This is a genomic window from Sphaerisporangium sp. NPDC049457, assembly GCF_055586705.1.
The window spans coordinates 235,885-253,156 of the sequence record NZ_JBVJHR010000003.1; the positions used below are offsets into that span (position 1 = coordinate 235,885).

The following is a 17,272-nucleotide window of genomic DNA, read 5'->3' on the forward strand; positions in this document are numbered from 1 at the left end:
GGTCGTACGGTGGCGCCGTGAACGATGTGGATTCTTCCTTCGTCGCCGGTCTGCCGCGCGTACGCGCGGCGTCGGGGGCGCTGGTCCGGGATGAGATCGGGCGGATCCTGGTGGTCCACCCCACCTACAAGCCCGACTGGGACATTCCGGGCGGCATGGTGGAGGTGGACGAGTCGCCGCGGGCCGCCTGTGCGCGTGAGGTGGAAGAGGAACTCGGCCTCACTCTGCCGATCGGGCCTCTCCTCTGCGTCGACTGGGTCTCCCCACGACCGCCTTGGGACAGCGGCGTCATGTTCATCTTCGACGGAGGCGCCCTGCCCACGGCGCGGGCGGCGGACGTCCGTCTGTGCCCCGATGTGCTGGACCGGGCGGAGTTCGTCACGCCTGACGATCTCGACCGCCGGGTGACACCGTCGCTGGCCCGCCGCCTCCGCGCATCGGTCTCAGCGCGCCATGACAAGCGCACCGTCTACCTCGAGGACGGCCACCCGCCCACGTGGCACGCCCCGAGGCCGACCGACGCGTGGTGATGAGTTGTCGCGCTCGCGGCCGTCATATGTATGACGGGACACGATGAGTCGGAAGGATGACGTGATGAGTGCGGACACGCTGCTGGAGGGCCTGGGTGTGAGCGGTCTTGGCGAGGTCGACGAGCCGGCGTTCTCCGGGTTGGCGGAGCGGCACCGGCGGGAGCTGCACGTGCACTGCTACCGGATGCTCGGGTCGTTCGAGGACGCCGAGGACACCGTGCAGGAGACGTTCCTGCGCGCCTGGCGGCGGCGGGAGACCTTCGAGGGGCGGTCGACGTTCCGGGCCTGGCTGTACCGGATCGCCACCAACGCCTGCCTGGACCTGCTCGCCAAGTGCCGCCCGGAGCCCGCGACCGGCGGCGAGGTGCTGTGGCTGCAGCCCTACCCCGACCGGCTGCTCGACGAGCTGCCCGCCGGCGACGCGGACGAGCCGGAGACCGTGGCCGTCGCGCGGGAGACGATCGAGCTGGCGTACCTGGTCGCGGTCCAGCACCTCGCGCCGCGCCCGCGGGCCGTGCTGATCCTGCGGGACGTCGTCGGCTGGCCGGCGAAGGACGTCGCGGAGCTTCTCGGGGACTCGGTCAACTCCGTGAACAGCGCGCTGCAGCGGGCCCGCGCCGCCATGCGGGAGCACCTGCCAGCCGAGCGGCAGGACTGGACCGGCGGCGAGGATGACGCCGGGACGCGGGAGCTGGTGCGCCGCTTCACCGACGCCAGCGTGGCCACGGACATCGACGCGCTCGCCGCGCTGCTGCGGGACGACGTCCGCTGCTCGATGCCGCCGACTCCGGGCCTGTGCGTCGGCCGCGACATGGTGGTGAACGACTGGGTCGAGAGCGGCTTCGCGGGCATGAAGCACCTGCGCGCCGTCCCCACCTCCGTGAACCGGCAGCCCGCCGTCGCCTACTACCAGTGGCGAAAGCGGGAGAACGCGTACCTGCCGCTGACGATCGACGTCCTGCGCCTCGCCGGCGGGGCGATCACCGAGATCGTCATCTTCCACGACGACCAGTTCCCGCGGCTCGGGCTGCCGGAGCGCCTGCCGGCGGACGGCACGGAGCGGTAGTCCCCGCAGGAGCGCTCGCGGTTCGCCGTGGCACGCGTAGCGGGCGTGTCCCGGTGGTCGCGGCGACGCGCACATCGTCACCCTCAGCCATCAAACCGTCACAGATCGGTGAACACGCCTCGTACGCCGGCCCCGCCGAGCGATTCGTGTGGACGGCGGTGTCGCTGACCGCGATCTCGCTGGTCCCGCCCTTCCTCTCCGAGGCGAACACCGCCACCACCGCCGCCCTCCTCGGACTGCACCTCATCCCCGCGACCGTGATGATCCCCACCCTGGCGCGAAGCCTGCGCACCCGGACCGACTGACGATCCGGCAACGGGACGACGAACGGCGCGAGGTTCGCACGGAAATATTCGATAGACCCAACAGGGGGCACGTGCCGTGGGTGTGCAGTAACGCAGAAGACACCACATGGTCCGGAACAGACAGGCGCTTCGGAACGGGCGTCACCACAGGTGACCACCTCACTTGCGCGACGGCGAGCAACGCGTGCGATGGCGTCCGCCCTGAAGGACGCGCCGAAGGCACCATTTCGCAGCGGGCGAATCACGCAATCGCACCTGTTACTGGGACGACGAAGAGCTCAAGAGAGAGGCTCCGGGTCTCGATGGGGGTTCAGGGGCGCAGGGCGTCGAGGATTCGGGTTACGGTGCGGTGGCGGAGGTCGGGGGTCCATCCGGCGGCCAGGGCGCCGTGGCAGGCGGCGGTGAGCAGTGCGATGACCTCGTCGAGACGCACCTCGGCGCGGACGGCGCCCGCCTCCCGTGCCCGCGCGAGCAGGGCGTCCAGGGCCTCGCCCAAGCCGGCGATCTGACGGTCGACGCCCACGTCCGTCTCGTGGGCGGCGAGAAGGTGGACCACCGTGCGGGCGCCGGCCGCGCGCTCGACGACCTCGGCGAAGAACGTGAGCAACGCGGCGGGGTCGCCCTCGGCGGCGAGCGTCCCGGCCCGCGCGGCCAGGCGGCCCTGCAGCTCCTTCATGATCGCGGCGAGCAGGTCGGCCTTCGTCGGGAAGTGCCGGAACACCGTGCCGACGGCGACGCCCGCGCGCCGCGCGACCTCCTCGGTCGACGCGGAGGTGCCGTGCTCGTCGAAGACCTCGACGGCGGCGGCGAGGATGCGCGCCCGGTTGCGGCGCGCGTCGGCGCGAAGGGGCTGCTCAGACACGGCGGGCTCCGGGCGTTGACAATATGAGTGGCGACTCATATTTTGGCCCGCAGGATCGTGAGTGGTGACTCATGTTAGGAGTGTACGGTGGCCGAAGTGGACGATGGGGCGCTGACCGGGCCGCGCGAGGCGTTCGAACGATTCCGGGACCATCTGCTGGACGGGACGGCGGCCGGGCTGGAGAGCCTCCTCGCCGATGACGGCGTGGTGGAGAGCCCGTTCGCGCCGCCCGGTGCGCCACGGCGCATCGAGGGACGGGAGGCGTTCGCGGCGAGGGCCGTCCCGCAGCGGGAGGCGCTGCGCGGGCGCGTCCGGTTCACGGCCGTGCGCGATGTGGTCGTCCACCAGACGGCCGACCCGGAGGTCGCCGTCATCGAGTACGAGATCGAAGGAGTCCGCGAGGCCGACGGCCTGCGTGCCGCGGCCCCGTTCGCGGTGGTGGTGCGGGTCCGGGACGGACGCGTCGCGCTGTGGCGCGAGTACCAGAACCCCGCGGCGATGGCCCTGCTCGCGACGGGGTGATCGATCCGTCCCGGGCACGACCTCAAGGAACTGCGGCCCCGGATGCCAGGCGAGGCGGAGATCCGCCCACTGTTCGCCTTCGACCCCACGTCAGCCCTGCGGGCTGGTTGGCGAACCAGCGCCGTGCACGTGATGTCGGCATCCTATGGTTCGACGTGACGTCCTGGCCGTCTCAGGCGAGCCGCACGCTGACCATGACACCATCGTGGAGGTTCTCGGCTACACGAGCGGCAACGCCTCAGCCTGCCTGAACTTCCCCCTCGTCAGCTCCTGCCGCTCCGTCGGTTCCACGACGCTCAGGGGCGCACGCGAATGACGGTCTTGCCCTTGCGCCGCTCGGTCGGGTTGAGCGCGGGGAGGGCGTCGTCGAGGGTCGCGACGGTTCCAATGTGCGTGCGAAGGCGCCCGTCCCGCACCCGGTCGACGATCTCCACCAGCTGACTCGGAATGGACTCGACGACGAAGTCGACCGCGAGACCGTCGACAGGGCGGGTCTCAGGAGGCCCGACCACCGACACCAGCGTCCCGCCAGGCCGGATGATGCTCGCCGAGCGCCTCTGGATGTCACCACCGATGACATCGAAGACCAGGTCGACCCCTCCGATGTCTTCGAGATCCTCCTCGTCGAGGGCAAGGAACTCGTTCGCGCCGAAGTCGAGCGCCGCCTGGCGGTCCGCCGCCCGCCCGGTACCGATGACGTAGGCGCCGAGCTCCCGGGCGAGCTGTGTCACCACGGATCCGACCGCGCCGGCGGCGCCGTGTGCCAGGACGCTCTGCCCCGCCAGAAGACGACCGTGCTGGAACAGGCCTTGCCATGCGGTCAGGCCGGAGATCGGCAGGCTCGCACCCACCGTGAAGTCGACGGCCCCGGGCAGCGGCGCCAGGTTGCGTGCCTCCACGGCCGCGTACTCGGCCATGGTCCCATCCCGGTGCCAGTCCGTGATCCCGAACACCCGCTGGCCCAGCGAGAGTCCCGTCGTACCGTAGCCGAGGGAGGTGACCACTCCGGCGAACTCGTGGCCGATGATCGCCTGGACTCGGCCGCGACCGGAGCGATCGACCCACGTCGAGGGCCACTCCCACTCTGCCGGGACAAAGCCCGACGCACGGACTTCAACGACGACGTCGTTGATCGCCGGCGTCGGCTCAGGCCGCTCCGCCAGCTTGATCCCGGCCGCTCCCGCGGCCTGATCAGCCGCGACGATTGCCTTCACTTCCACCTCCGTATACTCCGCACCCGCTGGCTCTGTGCGCAGGTCTGTGACTGTGTGTTGTCCACTCCGGTGGGACCCGACACGTTCCGTGGTCCGTTCGTCTGTGGCGACGGACCTTCTGGACTTGCTGGTGACGCGTCACGCAACGTTGGCCGGGAAACTGGTCCAGGATCGGATGGGTGAGCCGGCGAAGCCGGTCTTGGGCGCGGTGTGGGTGTTGTGCCAGCGGATGTAGGCGGCGATCGTGGTGTTCTGTTCGTGGTGGCCGCGGTGGTCGGTGCCGTGCCCGTAATCTGCCGCGATCACGTCTCCTTGACGTGCGGAAACACGACCCCGGGGCCATGATCGCGCCGGACGTCGCCGAAGGCGGCTCGCTTCCCCGGCTCATCGGGATCACCGGCACCGTGGCGCCGGCCGTCACCTCCAGGTACCGACGGCCGCCCTCTGACGAGCGGGGGGCGCTCGGCTATCGGCGGCCGCGGAAGGTTCGTCGCAGGTCTTGGACCCACTCGGCGGGGATCTCCCAGGGGATGAAGTGGCCGCCTCGGTCGTGCACGGTGAGGTTGACGTGGTTGTACCAGGCGGCGCGGTCTCCGCCGAGGAAGCTCTGGACGCGCTGCTCGGTGCTGACGCCGGGGGGGTTCTCGTAGCCGACGAAGGTGATGCCGGTGGGCGCCTCGACGACCGGCCACCGGTCGTGGGACGGCGTCCAGGGGTAGCGGTTGTTGTTGGCGTAGGTGCGGATCGAGGTGCCGATGGAGCCGGTGGCCCAGAAGATCATGGCGTGGGTGAGCAGGTCGTCCTTGGTGAAGACGGTCTCGATGTCGCCGCCGTTGTCGCTCCACTTCACCCAGCGTTCGAGTATCCAGGCGAGCATCCCCGCGGGCGAGTCGGACAGCCCGTAGGCGAGCGTGCTCGGCGCGAGGACGTGCGCGGCGAGGTGGACGGCGAACCGCCTGTCGAGCTCCACGACGCGCGCGTGGACGTCGGCGGGCAGGCCGTCGGGGATGGGGTGTCCGCCGCTGAGGTCCCAGGCCCGGTCTCCGTTGAACAGGGTGAGCTTCTGCCCGGACCCGATGTGGATGGCGTGCAGTTCGTCGGCGTACTTGTGCCCGAGCTGGCCGGTGACCAGCGCCCCGACGTCGCAGCCGGCCGCGGCGTACTTGGCGTGGCCGAGGGTCTCGGTCATGAGGGTGTGCCAGAGGTCGGCGACCTTCCAGAAGTTCATGTCCGGGTGGTTCGGCAGCGGCGTGGAGAACCCGAAGCCGGGAAGCGAGGGGACGATCACGTCGAACGCCTCGGCGGGGTCGCCGCCGTGCGCGCCCGGGTCGGCCAGCGGACCGACGACCTTGGACCAGTGCCAGAACGTCCACGGCCAGCCGTGCGTGAGGATCAGCGGCGTCGGGTTGGGGCCGGCCCCGGCCCTGCGCATGAAGTGCACCGGCACGCCCTCGACCTCGACGTGGTAGTGCTCGTAGGCGTTGATGGCGGCTTCGGCCGCGCGCCAGTCGTATTCGGTGCGCCAGTATTCGACGAGCTCCTGCAGGTAGCCGCGGTGGACGCCGTAGTACCAGTCGTCGTTGCCCGCGTCGAGCGGCCAGCGGGTCAGCGCGAGACGCCGCCGCAGGTCGTCGAGCACCTCGTCGGGCACGTGAATCGGCGTCGGCTCCAGCGGGAACGGCCGGGTCTCAGCGCCGTGTGATGAGGTGGTTCGGTGGTTCAACCGTCTTCTCCTGCGACCACGTCACGGAATGTACGACATCCCATGACATACGGGGCGACTTCGACAGTCCTGGCGTGAACTCCGACGATCATCACGTTATCACTCCGGCACATGGTGCTCCCCGCGCGTCCCCATGAGATCGCTCCGAGGTAGAGCCGGTCAGACCATCCCTGCGACACCCCGGAACGAGGGGATATGACCCGCATCCCCGGACGAGCCGCACGGCTCCGGAGCTCGGCGCGCCGGCCGGTGTACCTGGCGTCTCGGCTCATCGTCATCGAGCGGCGCGGCGCCATCGGCACCCTGCTCCCGGCGTGCCGGGCTCCTGCCATGGTGACGCTCGTCCGATCCGGGTGGACCTGCGGGGACGGGTCCGGGGTGGGGCTAGCCCTACCATCCACCGGCCAGGTACCCGGATGTCGTAAGGATGACGATCCGGACAGTGTTGAACGGACCTTTCCGGCCAGTCCGGCGCCGCGTGCGAGCACAGGGTGAGCACGGTGTGAGCACGGTGATCACGATGTGACCACCGTGTGAGCACATGGCGCGGGGTGGGCCGCGGATCCGCCACCACGTCAGGAGACGCGTCATCGACATCACGACCAGCGAGGCCACCGAACGCGAAACGCGCGGCAGCGACTTCGCCAGGCTCTCCCGGCGGGTGGCCGAGGCCGGCCTGCTGGACAGGCGCCCCGGCTACTACGCCCTGCGGTTCGGCATCATCGCGGTTCTGCTCGCGGGCGGCCTGGCCGCGTTCTTCACGCTCGGCGACTCCTGGGCCCAGCTCCTGGTGGCGGCGTACCTCGCGGTGATCTTCGCCCAGGTGGCGCTGGTCGCCCACGATCTGGCACACCGGCAGGTCTTCCGGTCCAGGCGCTACAGCCAGGCGGCCGGATGGCTGGCGGGCAATCTGATCATCGGCATGAGCTACGGCTGGTGGATGGACAAGCACACCCGGCACCACGCCAACCCCAACCACGAGGACCACGATCCGGACGTCTCCCCCGAAGTGCTGGTCTGGTCGCGGAGGCAGGCCGCGGCGAGCCGGGGCCTGGCCAGGTTCGTCGGCCGGCGGCAGGCGCTGCTGTTCTTCCCCCTGCTGACCCTGGAGGGGCTGAACCTCCACGTGGCGAGCTTCCGGGCGCTGCGGCGTCCCCGGCTGAAGCACCGGGGGCTGGAGGCCGCGCTGCTGGCCGCCCACGTCGTGCTCTTCCTCGGCATGGTCTTCGCGGTGCTCCCCCTGGGCAAGGGCCTGTTGTTCGTGGCCGTCCACCAGGCGCTCTTCGGGGTGTACCTCGGGTGCACGTTCGCGCCCAACCACAAGGGCATGCCCATGCTGACGGCCGAGGACAGCCTGGACTTCCTGCGCCGCCAGGTGCTCACCTCGCGCGACGTGCGCGGCGGCCTCGTGGTGGACGTCGCCCTCGGGGGTCTCAACTACCAGATCGAGCACCATCTGTTCCCCAGCATGCCGACGCCCAACCTGCGCCGGGCCCAGCCGCTGGTGCGCGCCTACTGCGCCGAGCTCGGCGTCCCGTACGAGGAGACCGGCCTGTTCAGCTCCTACGCCCAGGCCCTGCGCCACATGCGCGCCGTGGGCGCGTCGATCAGGTGACGACGATCACCTGACGACGAACGGGGCGAACGGGCAGGCGCGAACGGGCAGGTGAGCGCGTTCAGGTGAAGGCGTCGGCCTGGACCTGGCCGGACGGCTCGGCGGGCGGCGAAAGGGCGTCGCCCGCCGGCAGCGTGACGGTGACGGTCAGCCCGCCTTCGGCGTTCGGCGCCGCGGCCGCCGTGCCGCCGTGCGCCCGGACGATGGACCGGACGATGGCCAGGCCCAGGCCGGTCGACCTGGACCCCGCGGCGCGGCCGGACGCCAGCCGCTGGAACGGCTCGAACAGCCGGTCGACCTCCGCGAGGGGGACGGCGTCGCCGCTGTTGCGCACCGTGACCACCGCCTCCCCGTCGCCGCGGCCGGTGACCACCTCGATCCAGCCGCCCGGGCGGTTGTGCCGGATCGCGTTGTCCACCAGGTTGCGCACCAGGCGTTCGAGCAGGACCGGGTCGCCGTGGCCCGGGGCGGGACGCAGGTCGGTGGTGACCCGCAGCCCGGCGTGCTCGGCCTCGTCGTCGGCCTCGCTCACCGCGACGGCCGCCGCGACCGCCAGGTCGTGCGGCTCGCGGGCGATGACGCCGCCGTCGCTGCGGGCCAGGGCCAGCAGGCCGTCCAGCAGGCGTTCGGCCCGGCCGGCCGCGGTCAGCACGCCACGGGCCATCGCCTCCCACTGGGCGGGCGTGCTCTCGCGCTTGGCCAGCAGCACCTCGGCGCCGGTGCGGACGATCGCGAGAGGGGTGCGCAGCTCGTGCGAGGCGTCGGCGACGAACCTGCGCTGGCTGTCGAAGGAGTCCTCCAGCCTGGCCACCATCTCGTCGAAGGTGTCGGCCAGTTCCTTGAGCTCGTCGCGCGGCCCGGCGAGCGCGACGCGCTCGTGCAACCGGTCCTGGGAGACCCGCCGGGTGGCGGCGGTGAGCGTGCGCAGGGGGCGCAGCATGCGGCCGGCGACGACCCAGGAGACGCCGAGCCCGGCGACGGCGGCGACCGCCAGCGCGATCGCGGACGTCCTGGCGGTGCTCAGCAGCGTCTCGTCACGCAGCCGGGTGGTCTCGGCCAGGTCGTGCAGGGCGGATCGGTACTTCCTCATGTCCGCGGCGTTCGTGGCGTCCGGGGCGCTGATCGCCGCCAGATCGGCCGGAGTCGGGCCATGGATGTCGGTGTAGATGCTGTTGTAGAGCAGCGCGTAGTTGAGCGCGAGGATCCCGGCGCACGTCGCCACGAGCACGACCGCGTAGACGAGGGTCAGCCGCAGCCGGATCGACGGGTGCTTCCAGCGCGGCCTCACAGCCGGTACCCCGCGCCGACGACGGTCTCGACCAGCGGCGGGTCGCCCAGCTTGCGGCGCAGCCGGGCGATGGTGACCCGCACGGTCGCGGTGAACGGGTCGGCGTGCTCGTCCCATGCCCGTTCCAGCAGGTCCTCGGCGCTGACCACGGCGCCGTCGGCGCTCATGAGGATCTCCAGCACGGCCAGCTCCTTGGTGGTCAGCGGGATGACGCGGCCGTCGCGGCTGACGACGCGCCGGGCGGTGTCGAACGTCAGGCCCGCGCGCCGCAGGACCCGCGGAGCGTTGTTGGCCCTGCGGGCGAGCGCGCGGACGCGCAGCACCAGCTCGTCGAAGACGAAGGGCTTGGCCAGGTAGTCGTCGGCGCCGAGCATCAGGCCCGAGACCCGGTCGGCCGCCTCGCCCGCGGCGGTGAGCATGAGCACGCGGGCGTCGGTGCCGCCCGCGGCCAGCGCGGTGCACACCTGGTCGCCGTGCAGGAGCGGCAGGTCGCGGTCGAGCACGACCACGTCGTACCGGTTCGCGCCGGCCTTGTGCAGGCCGTCGAGCCCGTCGGCCGCGAGGTCGACCGCGATGCCCTGGTCCCGCAGCCCGTCGGCGACCTGTTCGGCCAGCAGCGCCTCGTCCTCGATCAGCAGCACTCGCACCGCACGCCCTCCTTGACCGGCAGTCTCCGCGATCGGGGGTTACACCCGTGTAACACGCGCTGTGACGGCGGCGTTGCCGGCTTCCTGCTCCACTGTGGCCCAACCACCCAGAGGAGATCGAGGATGAGAACGAGACTACTGGCCGCCTGCCTGCCGCCGCTCTTGCTGGTCACGGCGGTCGCCTGCACGAGGCCGGCCGACGGGGAGGGCGTCGCCTCGGCGGGCGGCGGCGCCGCCGCTCCGAGCGCGACGGCGAGCCTCAGCCTCCTGGACCAGGGGATCAGGTGGGCGAGGTGCATGCGGGAGCACGGCGTACCGCAGCCGGACCCGGTGGCCGCCAACGGCGACGGCATCCGGTTCCAGGGGTTCGACAAGGACGCGGTGGACCGGAACGCGCTGGAGGCGGCGCAGCAGGCGTGCGAGCGATTGCGCCCCGTCCCGCCGGCGGACGTGCTGGCGAAGAAGCGCGATTTGTCGCAGCTTTTCGCCCGGTGCATGCGCGAGCACGGGGTGAAGGACTTCCCCGATCCGGAGTCCGACGGCCATTTCGAGATCGAGCCGTCGGTGGAGAGCGACCCGCGGTTCCCCCCGGCGAAGGAGACCTGCGACGCGCGAGAGGACGCGGCGCTCGCGTCGTCGCGGCCGACCCCATGAGCGACACGCCGGCCGACCCCATGACCGGGACGGCGGGCAGCCCCAAGAGCGACACGCCGGCCGGCATGGCGACCGGTCCGGAAAGCGGAACGGCGAGCGGCGCGGCGGCGGGGGGTGGGCGCCGCGTCACCGCCGGGCGGCGGCGCGGCCGGGCCGTCGTGGCGGCCGGCGCGGTGGCGCTCGCGGCCGGAGCGGCGGTCGCGGCCGCGACCGGGTTCGAGTTCGACTTCGGCGCGGACGGCGCCGGCACGCCGGCCGCGGCGGAGCTGCCGCCGGCCACCGCACGGGTCACCCGGGAGACGATGGTCGACACCGACGAGGTGTCCGGCGACCTGGGGTACCGCGGCGAGACCACGCTGGCCGGGCGGATCGCGGGCGTCGTCACCCAGGTGCCGCCGGCCGGCGCCGTCATCGGCCGGGGCCGGCCGATCTACCGGGTGGACGACGCGCCGGTCGTGCTGATGTACGGCAGGGTCGCCGCGTACCGGACGCTCTATCCGGGGCTCACCGGCGCGGACGTGCGCCGGCTCGAACGCAACCTCAAGGCCCTCGGCTTCGGCGGTCTGACGGTGGACAAGACCTATACGTGGGACACCGCGATCGCGGTGCGGCGCTGGCAGCGGAAGCTGGGCCTGCCGCAGACCGGGCGGGTCGAGCTGGGCCGGGTGGTGTTCGCCCCGGGCCGCATCCGCGTCGGCGCCGTCACGGCCGGGGTGGGCCTGTCCACCGGCGGCGGGCAGGAGGTGCTGCGGTACACCGCGACCGGCCGGCAGGTGGTCGCCCGGCTGGAGGTGTCCAAGCAGCGGCTGGCCCGCAAAGGGGCCAAGGTGCGGGTCCGCATGCCGAGCGGCAGGACGGTGGCCGGCCGGGTGGAACAGGTCTCCACGGTGGTCGAGCGGCCGACCGGCGGGTCCGGCCAGGCGGAGACCTGGATCCAGACGGTCGTCTCGCTCCGCGACCCGAAAGCGGCCGCGGGAATCCAGGCGGCCGTGGTCACCGTGATCTTCACCGCGGCCGAGCGCGAGAACGTGCTGACCGTGCCGGTCGCCGCGCTGGTGGCGCTGGCCGAGGGCGGCTACGGCGTCGAGGTCGTCGAGGGATCCGCAACGCGGTACGTCAAGGTGAAGACCGGCATGTTCGCGAACGGCCGGGTCGAGGTCACCGGCGACGTGCTGCGCGAGGGCACGACCGTGGGGATGCCGCGATGATCGAGCTGACCGACGTGACGAAGGTGTACCCGGGCGGCGTCCGCGCGCTCGCCGGCGTCACCCTGGCCATCGGCGGGGGCGAGCTGGTCGCGGTGGTCGGACCGTCCGGCTCCGGCAAGTCCACCATGCTGCACATGCTGGGCACGCTCGACCGGCCCACCTCCGGCCGGGTGGTGGTCGACGGCCACGACGTGTCGCGGCTGTCCGACCGGCGGCTGTCGGCGCTGCGCGCGAGCCGCATCGGCTTCGTGTTCCAGCAGTTCCACCTGGCCGCCGGCGTGCCGGCGCTGGACGACGTGGCCGACGGCCTGCTCTACGCCGGGACCGGCCGGCGCGAGCGGCGGCGGCGGGCGGAGGCGACGCTGGAGCGGGTCGGGCTCGGACACCGGCTGGACCACGAGCCGCACGAGCTGTCCGGCGGCGAGCGGCAGCGGGTGGCGATCGCCCGGGCGGTGATCGGCGACCCCGCGCTGCTGCTCGCCGACGAGCCGACCGGCAACCTGGACACCGCCTCGGGCGAGAGCGTCATGGCCGTGCTGCGCGAGTTGCACGCGGCGGGCACCACCGTCGTGGTGATCACGCACGACCGGGACGTCGCGGCCGGGCTCGACCGGCAGGTGCTCATGCGCGACGGCCGGGTCGTCGGCGACGTCGCCGCCGCGCCGCGCCAGGCGGAGGTGAGCGCGTCATGACGGCCCCGCGGACCCGTTCCGGGCTCAGGCCCGCCCGGCTGGCCCCGGGGGACGTGGTGCGGGTCGGCGCGACCGGACTGCGCACCCGGCCGGCCAGGGCGCTGCTCTCCGCGCTCGGCATCGCGATCGGCATCGCGGCGATGGTCGCGGTGGTGGGCATCTCGTCGTCCTCCCGGGAGCAGCTCGACCGCCGGCTCGCCGCGCTCGGCACCAACCTGCTCACCGTCGCCCCCGGGCAGACCATCGAGGGCGAGAACGCGAAGCTGCCCGCCGAGGCCGAGGCGATGATCGCGCGGATCGGCCCGGTCACCGCCGTCTCCGCCATCGGGGAGATCCGCGACGCCAGGGTGTACCGCTCGGACCGGATCCCCAAGGTGGAGACCAACGGGCTGACCGTGCTGGCCGCCCGGGTGAGCCTGCCGCGGACCGTCGGCGCCGCCCTGCGCGGCGGCGCCTGGCTGAACGGCGCCACCGGCCGGTACCCCGCCGCGGTGCTCGGCGCCGGCGCGGCCGGACGGCTCGGCATCGGCCGTCCCGGCCCGCAGGCGGTGATCCTGGTCGGCGGCGAACGGTTCACCGTGATCGGCGTGCTGGGCGAGGTCGCGCTCGCGCCCGAGCTGGACACGGCCGTCCTGATCGGCTGGGAGGCCGCCACCGGCCTGTTCGGCTTCGACGGGCGGGCGACGACCGTGTACACCCGGTCGCGGGACAGCCACGTCGAGGCGGTGCGCGCCGTCCTGGCCGCCACCGCCGACCCGCGGGCGCCCGGCGACGTCAGCGTGTCGCGGCCCTCGGAGGCGCTCGCCGCGCGCCGGGCCGCCGATGCCGCTCTGAACGGGCTGCTGCTCGGCCTGGGCGCGGTGGCGCTGCTGGTGGGCGGCGTCGGGGTCGCCAACACGATGGTGATCTCGGTGCTGGAGCGCCGGGCCGAGATCGGCCTGCGGCGTTCGCTCGGCGCCACCCGGGGGCAGATCCGGACGCAGTTCCTCGTCGAGTCGCTGCTGCTGTCCGCGCTCGGCGGCGTCGGCGGGGTGCTGCTGGGCATCGCCGTCACCACCGGCTACGCCGCCTACCAGAGCTGGCCGGCGGTGGTGCCGGCGTGGGCGACGGCGGGCGCGCTCGCCGCCACCGTGCTCATCGGCGGCGTCGCCGGGCTCTACCCGGCGATCCGCGCGGCCCGGCTGTCGCCGACCGAGGCGCTGGCCGCGCCCTGACCGGGCGTCACGGAGATCGGCCCGCACCCCGCCGCCCGCAGGACGGCGGGGTCGCGGGCGGCGCGTGCACCCCCGGCCGGCAGGTGGCACGCCGTCCGTCACCCACCGGCGGACGCGCGGTGGCGGTCGCGGGCGGTGGGGTCAGACTCCCAGGCAGGCGGGGCCGAGGAGCTGTTTGAGGTCGCCCATCAGCGCCGGGGACGGGGCGACGCGGAGGCGGTCGTCCAGGCGCATGATGGTGGTCTTGGACCCGTTGTGCAGCTGCAGGTGGACCTCCGTCGTGCCGCGGTGGGTGCTCAGCACCTCCTTGAGGCGGCCGATCACCGGGGGCGTGCACCGGGTCAGCGGCATGCTGACGACCAGCGGGCCGCCCGACTCCTGGGACAGGTCGGGGGCGGTGACCTCCATCGCCACGATCTTGGCGACGTCCTCGCGCTTGTCGAGCCTGCCCTTGACGAAGACGATGGCGTCCTCGGCGAGCACGGTGGCGCACAGCTGGTAGGCGGACGGGAAGATCATGACCTCGATGGCGCCTTCGAGGTCCTCCAGGGTGGTGAGCACCCAGGTGTCGCCCTTCTTGGTGACCTTGCGCTGCAGGCCGGTCAGGATGCCGCCCACCGTGATGACCTGCCCGTCGGGACGGTCGTCGGACTGCAGCGCCGCGATCGAGCAGTCGGCGCCGGAGGACAGGATGTGCTCGACGCCGAACAGCGGATGGTCGGACACGTACAGGCCGAGCATCTCGCGCTCGAAGACCAGCAGCGTGGACTTGTCCCACTCTCCCGGCGGGATCTGCACGTCGAAGGTCTGGTCCTCGGCCCCGTCGATCGCCCCGAACAGGGAGTCCTGGCCGATGGCCTCGTTCTTCTTGATGTCGATGATGCCGTCGACGGCCTGTTCGTGCACCATGACCAGGCCCTTGCGGACGTGGCCGAGCGAGTCGAAGGCGCCCGCCTTGATCAGCGACTCGATGACCCGCTTGTTGCAGACCAGGGCGGGCACCTTGCGCAGGAAGTCCTTGAAGTCGGCGAAGCGGCCCTTCTCCTTGCGCGAGGAGATGATGCCGTCGACGACGTTGCCGCCGACGTTGCGGATGGCCGACAGGCCGAAGCGGATGTCGGTGCCGCGCGGGGTGAAGTCGAAGTCGGAGTCGTTGACGTCCGGCGGCAGCACCTTGATGCCCATGCGGCGGCACTCGTTGAGGTAGAGCGCCGACTTGTCCTTGTCGTCCTTGACCGAGGTGAGCAGCGCGGCCATGTACTCGGCCGGGTAGTTGGCCTTGAGGTAGGCGGTCCAGTAGGACACCAGCCCGTAGGCGGCGCTGTGGGCCTTGTTGAAGGCGTAGTCGGAGAACGGGAGCAGGATGTCCCAGAGGGTCTTGATGGCCGCGGCGGAGTAGCCGTTGTCCTTCATGCCCTGCTCGAAGGACTCGAACTGCTTGTCCAGCTCGGACTTCTTCTTCTTGCCCATCGCGCGGCGCAGCAGGTCGGCCTTGCCGAGCGAGAACCCGGCGACCTTCTGCGCGATGGCCATGACCTGCTCCTGGTAGACGATCAGGCCGTAGGTCGTGCCGAGGATCTCCGCCAGCGACTCGCGGAACTCCTCGTGGATGGGGGTGATCTCCTGCTGGCCGTTCTTGCGCAGCGCGTAGTTGGTGTGGGAGTTGGCGCCCATCGGGCCGGGACGGTACAGCGCGCCGACGGCCGAGATGTCCTCGAAGTTGTCGGGCTTCATCAGCCGCAGCAGCGAGCGCATGCCGCCGCCGTCGAGCTGGAAGACCCCCAGGGTGTCTCCCCGGCCGAGCAGCTCGTAGGTCCTCGGATCGTCCAGCGGCAGCTTCAGCAGGTCGATCATGTTGCCGGTGTTGGCCTCGATCATCTTCAGGCAGTCGTCGATGATCGTGAGGTTGCGCAGGCCCAGGAAGTCCATCTTGAGCAGGCCGAGCGTCTCACAGGTCGGGTAGTCGAACTGCGTGATGATCGCGCCGTCGGAGTCGCGGCGCATGATCGGGATGTAGTCGGTGAGCACCTCGCGGGACATGATGACGCCCGCGGCGTGCACGCCGGTCTGCCGGATCAGCCCCTCAAGGCCCTTGCCGAGGTCCATCGCCGCCTTGACGTCGACGTCCTCCTCGTACAGCTTGCGCAGCTCGCCGGCCTCGTTGTAGCGCGGGTGGTCCTTGTCGAAGATGCCGGACAGCGGGATGTCCTTGCCCATCACGGCGGGCGGGAACGCCTTGGAGACCTTGTCACCGAGGGCGTAGGGGTAGCCGAGGACGCGGGCGGCGTCCTTGATGGCCGCTTTCGCCTTGATGGTGCCGAAGGTGGCGATCATCGCGACCTTGTCGGCGCCGTACTTCTCGGTGACGTACCGGATGACATCGGCCCGCCGGCGTTCGTCGAAGTCGATGTCGACGTCGGGCATGGAGACGCGGTCGGGGTTGAGGAACCGCTCGAAGATCAGGCCGTGCGGCAGCGGGTCGAGGTCGGTGATGCCGAGCGCGTAGGCCGCCAGCGAGCCCGCGGCCGAGCCGCGGCCGGGGCCGACGCGGATGCCGTTGTTCTTGGCCCACATGATGAAGTCGGCGACCACGAGGAAGTAGGAGGGGAACCCCATCTGCAGGATGACGTTCATCTCGAACTCGATCTGGCGCTGGTGCTCCTCGTCCACCCCGTCGGGGAAGCGGCGGCGCATGCCGCGCTCGATCTCCTTGCGGAACCAGCCCTCCTCGGTCTCGCCCTCGGGGATCGGGAAGGTCGGCATGAGGTTCTTGAAGCCGAACATGCCGGACGGGTCGACCTTCTCGGCGACCAGCAGGGTGTTGCGGCAGCCCTCGGCCCACAGGTCGGAGGAGTCGACCGCGCGCATCTCGTCGGCGGTCTTGATGTAGTAGCCGCTGCCGTCGAAGCGGAACCGGTCGGGGTCGGACAGCTGCTTGCCGGTCTGGATGCACAGCAACGCGTCGTGGGAGGTGGCGTCGGACTCGTAGGTGTAGTGGGAGTCGTTGGTCACCAGCGGCGGGATGCCCAGCTCGGCGGAGATCTTGGTGAGGCCGTCGCGGACCCTGCGCTCGATGTCGAGCCCGTGGTCCATGATCTCCAGGTAGTAGTGCTCCTTGCCGAAGAGCTCCTGGTATCGGGCCGCCGCCGCGAGCGCCTCGTCGTACTGGCCGAGGCGCAGGCGGGTCTGCACCTCGCCCGAGGGACAGCCGGTCGTGGCCATCAGCCCTTCGGAGTGCTCGGCGAGCAGCTCGGCGTCCATGCGGGCCCACTTGCGCACGAAACCCTCGGTGTAGGCGCGCGAGGAGAGCTTCATCAGGTTGCCCAGGCCCGTCGCGTTGCGCGCCCAGATCGTCATGTGGGTGTAGTAGCCACCGGCGGAGACGTCATCGCGCTTCTGGTGCGGCTCGCCCCACAGCACGGGCTTCTTCTGGTGGCGGGAGGCCGGGGCGACGTAGGCCTCGATGCCGATGATGGGCTTGATGCCGGCCCCGGTCGCCTGCTTGTAGAAGTCGTAGGCGCCGTGCATGTTGCCGTGGTCGGTGATCGCGATGGCGGGCATCTCGAGATCGCCGACCTGTTTGAACATCTGCTTCAACCGCGCCGCGCCATCGAGCATGGAGTACTCGGTGTGAACGTGCAGATGCACAAACGAATCAGCCATGCGGGCCGTCCCTCTCCCCTCGATCCGGTGCGGCGGATGAGAGCCTACGCCGTGCCGGAGGCCTCTCGG

16 protein-coding genes are annotated in these 17,272 nt (G+C 71.5%); 9 read left to right on the top strand and 7 right to left on the bottom strand.

Going from position 1 to position 17,272, the window contains the following annotated elements:
- Positions 1-17: 17 nt before the first annotated feature.
- The 3 genes from ACZ6QO_RS07030 (at position 18) to ACZ6QO_RS07040 (ending at position 1,901) form a co-directional block, all read left to right on the top strand.
- The gene (locus ACZ6QO_RS07030; protein ID WP_465848454.1) at positions 18-530 is read left to right on the top strand and encodes an NUDIX domain-containing protein; all 513 of its coding nucleotides are present in this window, start codon (positions 18-20) and stop codon (positions 528-530) included.
- A gap of 64 nt (positions 531-594) precedes the next feature.
- Positions 595-1,596: an RNA polymerase subunit sigma-70 gene (locus tag ACZ6QO_RS07035; protein ID WP_465848456.1), complete on the top strand. Its 1,002-nt coding sequence runs from the start codon at positions 595-597 to the stop codon at positions 1,594-1,596.
- A 53-nt stretch (positions 1,597-1,649) separates the two neighbouring features.
- A complete protein-coding gene (locus ACZ6QO_RS07040; protein WP_465848458.1) occupies positions 1,650-1,901 on the top strand; it encodes a DUF6069 family protein in 252 nt (83 codons plus the stop codon).
- Between the two features lie 310 nt (positions 1,902-2,211).
- Here ACZ6QO_RS07040 and ACZ6QO_RS07045 read toward each other — a convergent pair whose 3' ends face one another.
- Entirely contained in the window at positions 2,212-2,763 is a 552-nt protein-coding gene (locus ACZ6QO_RS07045) for a TetR/AcrR family transcriptional regulator (protein WP_465848460.1), read from the bottom strand.
- A gap of 87 nt (positions 2,764-2,850) precedes the next feature.
- Between ACZ6QO_RS07045 and ACZ6QO_RS07050 the strand changes: the two genes are divergently transcribed.
- Entirely contained in the window at positions 2,851-3,285 is a 435-nt protein-coding gene (locus ACZ6QO_RS07050) for a nuclear transport factor 2 family protein (RefSeq protein WP_465848462.1), read from the top strand.
- 296 nt (positions 3,286-3,581) lie between these two features.
- Here the strand turns inward: ACZ6QO_RS07050 and ACZ6QO_RS07055 are convergent, their stop codons facing one another.
- From ACZ6QO_RS07055 to ACZ6QO_RS07065, 3 genes are all read right to left on the bottom strand, one after another.
- On the bottom strand, positions 3,582-4,505 hold the full coding sequence (locus tag ACZ6QO_RS07055; protein ID WP_465848464.1) for an NADP-dependent oxidoreductase: 924 nt from the start codon (positions 4,503-4,505) through the stop codon (positions 3,582-3,584).
- Positions 4,506-4,637: 132 nt separating this feature from the next.
- Positions 4,638-4,805 carry a hypothetical protein gene (locus tag ACZ6QO_RS07060; protein WP_465848466.1) on the bottom strand — a complete coding sequence of 56 codons (168 nt, stop codon included), beginning with the start codon at positions 4,803-4,805 and terminating at the stop codon, positions 4,638-4,640.
- 160 nt (positions 4,806-4,965) lie between these two features.
- A complete protein-coding gene (locus ACZ6QO_RS07065; RefSeq protein ID WP_465848468.1) occupies positions 4,966-6,222 on the bottom strand; it encodes an epoxide hydrolase family protein in 1,257 nt (418 codons plus the stop codon).
- A 541-nt stretch (positions 6,223-6,763) separates the two neighbouring features.
- Between ACZ6QO_RS07065 and ACZ6QO_RS07070 the strand changes: the two genes are divergently transcribed.
- A complete protein-coding gene (locus ACZ6QO_RS07070; RefSeq protein WP_465848470.1) occupies positions 6,764-7,837 on the top strand; it encodes a fatty acid desaturase family protein in 1,074 nt (357 codons plus the stop codon).
- A 61-nt stretch (positions 7,838-7,898) separates the two neighbouring features.
- Here ACZ6QO_RS07070 and ACZ6QO_RS07075 read toward each other — a convergent pair whose 3' ends face one another.
- Both ACZ6QO_RS07075 and ACZ6QO_RS07080 read right to left on the bottom strand, forming a co-directional pair.
- Entirely contained in the window at positions 7,899-9,125 is a 1,227-nt protein-coding gene (locus tag ACZ6QO_RS07075; protein ID WP_465848472.1) for a sensor histidine kinase, read from the bottom strand.
- A complete protein-coding gene (locus tag ACZ6QO_RS07080; protein WP_465848474.1) occupies positions 9,122-9,772 on the bottom strand; it encodes a response regulator transcription factor in 651 nt (216 codons plus the stop codon). Before ACZ6QO_RS07080 ends, ACZ6QO_RS07075 begins: the two co-directional genes overlap by 4 nt.
- A 123-nt stretch (positions 9,773-9,895) precedes the next feature.
- On the opposite strand from ACZ6QO_RS07080, the gene ACZ6QO_RS07085 reads away from it, so the two are divergent.
- The 4 genes from ACZ6QO_RS07085 to ACZ6QO_RS07100 are packed head-to-tail and all read left to right on the top strand — an operon-like array spanning position 9,896 to position 13,540.
- Complete coding sequence (locus tag ACZ6QO_RS07085; RefSeq protein ID WP_465848476.1) at positions 9,896-10,426, top strand: hypothetical protein; 531 nt, start codon at positions 9,896-9,898, stop codon at positions 10,424-10,426.
- On the top strand, positions 10,423-11,634 hold the full coding sequence (locus ACZ6QO_RS07090) for a peptidoglycan-binding protein (RefSeq protein ID WP_465848478.1): 1,212 nt from the start codon (positions 10,423-10,425) through the stop codon (positions 11,632-11,634). Before ACZ6QO_RS07085 ends, ACZ6QO_RS07090 begins: the two co-directional genes overlap by 4 nt.
- Positions 11,631-12,326 (top strand): ABC transporter ATP-binding protein, encoded by a 696-nt coding sequence (locus tag ACZ6QO_RS07095; protein ID WP_465848480.1) that lies wholly within the window; start codon positions 11,631-11,633, stop codon positions 12,324-12,326. Before ACZ6QO_RS07090 ends, ACZ6QO_RS07095 begins: the two co-directional genes overlap by 4 nt.
- Positions 12,323-13,540: an ABC transporter permease gene (locus ACZ6QO_RS07100; RefSeq protein WP_465848482.1), complete on the top strand. Its 1,218-nt coding sequence runs from the start codon at positions 12,323-12,325 to the stop codon at positions 13,538-13,540. Before ACZ6QO_RS07095 ends, ACZ6QO_RS07100 begins: the two co-directional genes overlap by 4 nt.
- Before the next feature lie 141 nt (positions 13,541-13,681).
- On the opposite strand, the gene dnaE is transcribed toward ACZ6QO_RS07100, so the two are convergent.
- Positions 13,682-17,203 (bottom strand): DNA polymerase III subunit alpha, encoded by a 3,522-nt coding sequence (dnaE, locus tag ACZ6QO_RS07105; protein ID WP_465848484.1) that lies wholly within the window; start codon positions 17,201-17,203, stop codon positions 13,682-13,684.
- Positions 17,204-17,272: the final 69 nt, after the last annotated feature.

Coding starts and splice junctions, on each gene's coding strand:
- ACZ6QO_RS07035 (WP_465848456.1), top strand. CDS start 595: ATGAGTGCGGACACGCTGCTGGAGGGCCTGGGTGTGAGCGGTCTTGGC.
- ACZ6QO_RS07100 (WP_465848482.1), top strand. CDS start 12,323: ATGACGGCCCCGCGGACCCGTTCCGGGCTCAGGCCCGCCCGGCTGGCC.
- ACZ6QO_RS07085 (WP_465848476.1), top strand. CDS start 9,896: ATGAGAACGAGACTACTGGCCGCCTGCCTGCCGCCGCTCTTGCTGGTC.
- ACZ6QO_RS07090 (WP_465848478.1), top strand. CDS start 10,423: ATGAGCGACACGCCGGCCGACCCCATGACCGGGACGGCGGGCAGCCCC.
- ACZ6QO_RS07095 (WP_465848480.1), top strand. CDS start 11,631: ATGATCGAGCTGACCGACGTGACGAAGGTGTACCCGGGCGGCGTCCGC.
- ACZ6QO_RS07070 (WP_465848470.1), top strand. CDS start 6,764: ATGGCGCGGGGTGGGCCGCGGATCCGCCACCACGTCAGGAGACGCGTC.
- dnaE (WP_465848484.1), bottom strand. CDS start 17,203: ATGGCTGATTCGTTTGTGCATCTGCACGTTCACACCGAGTACTCCATG.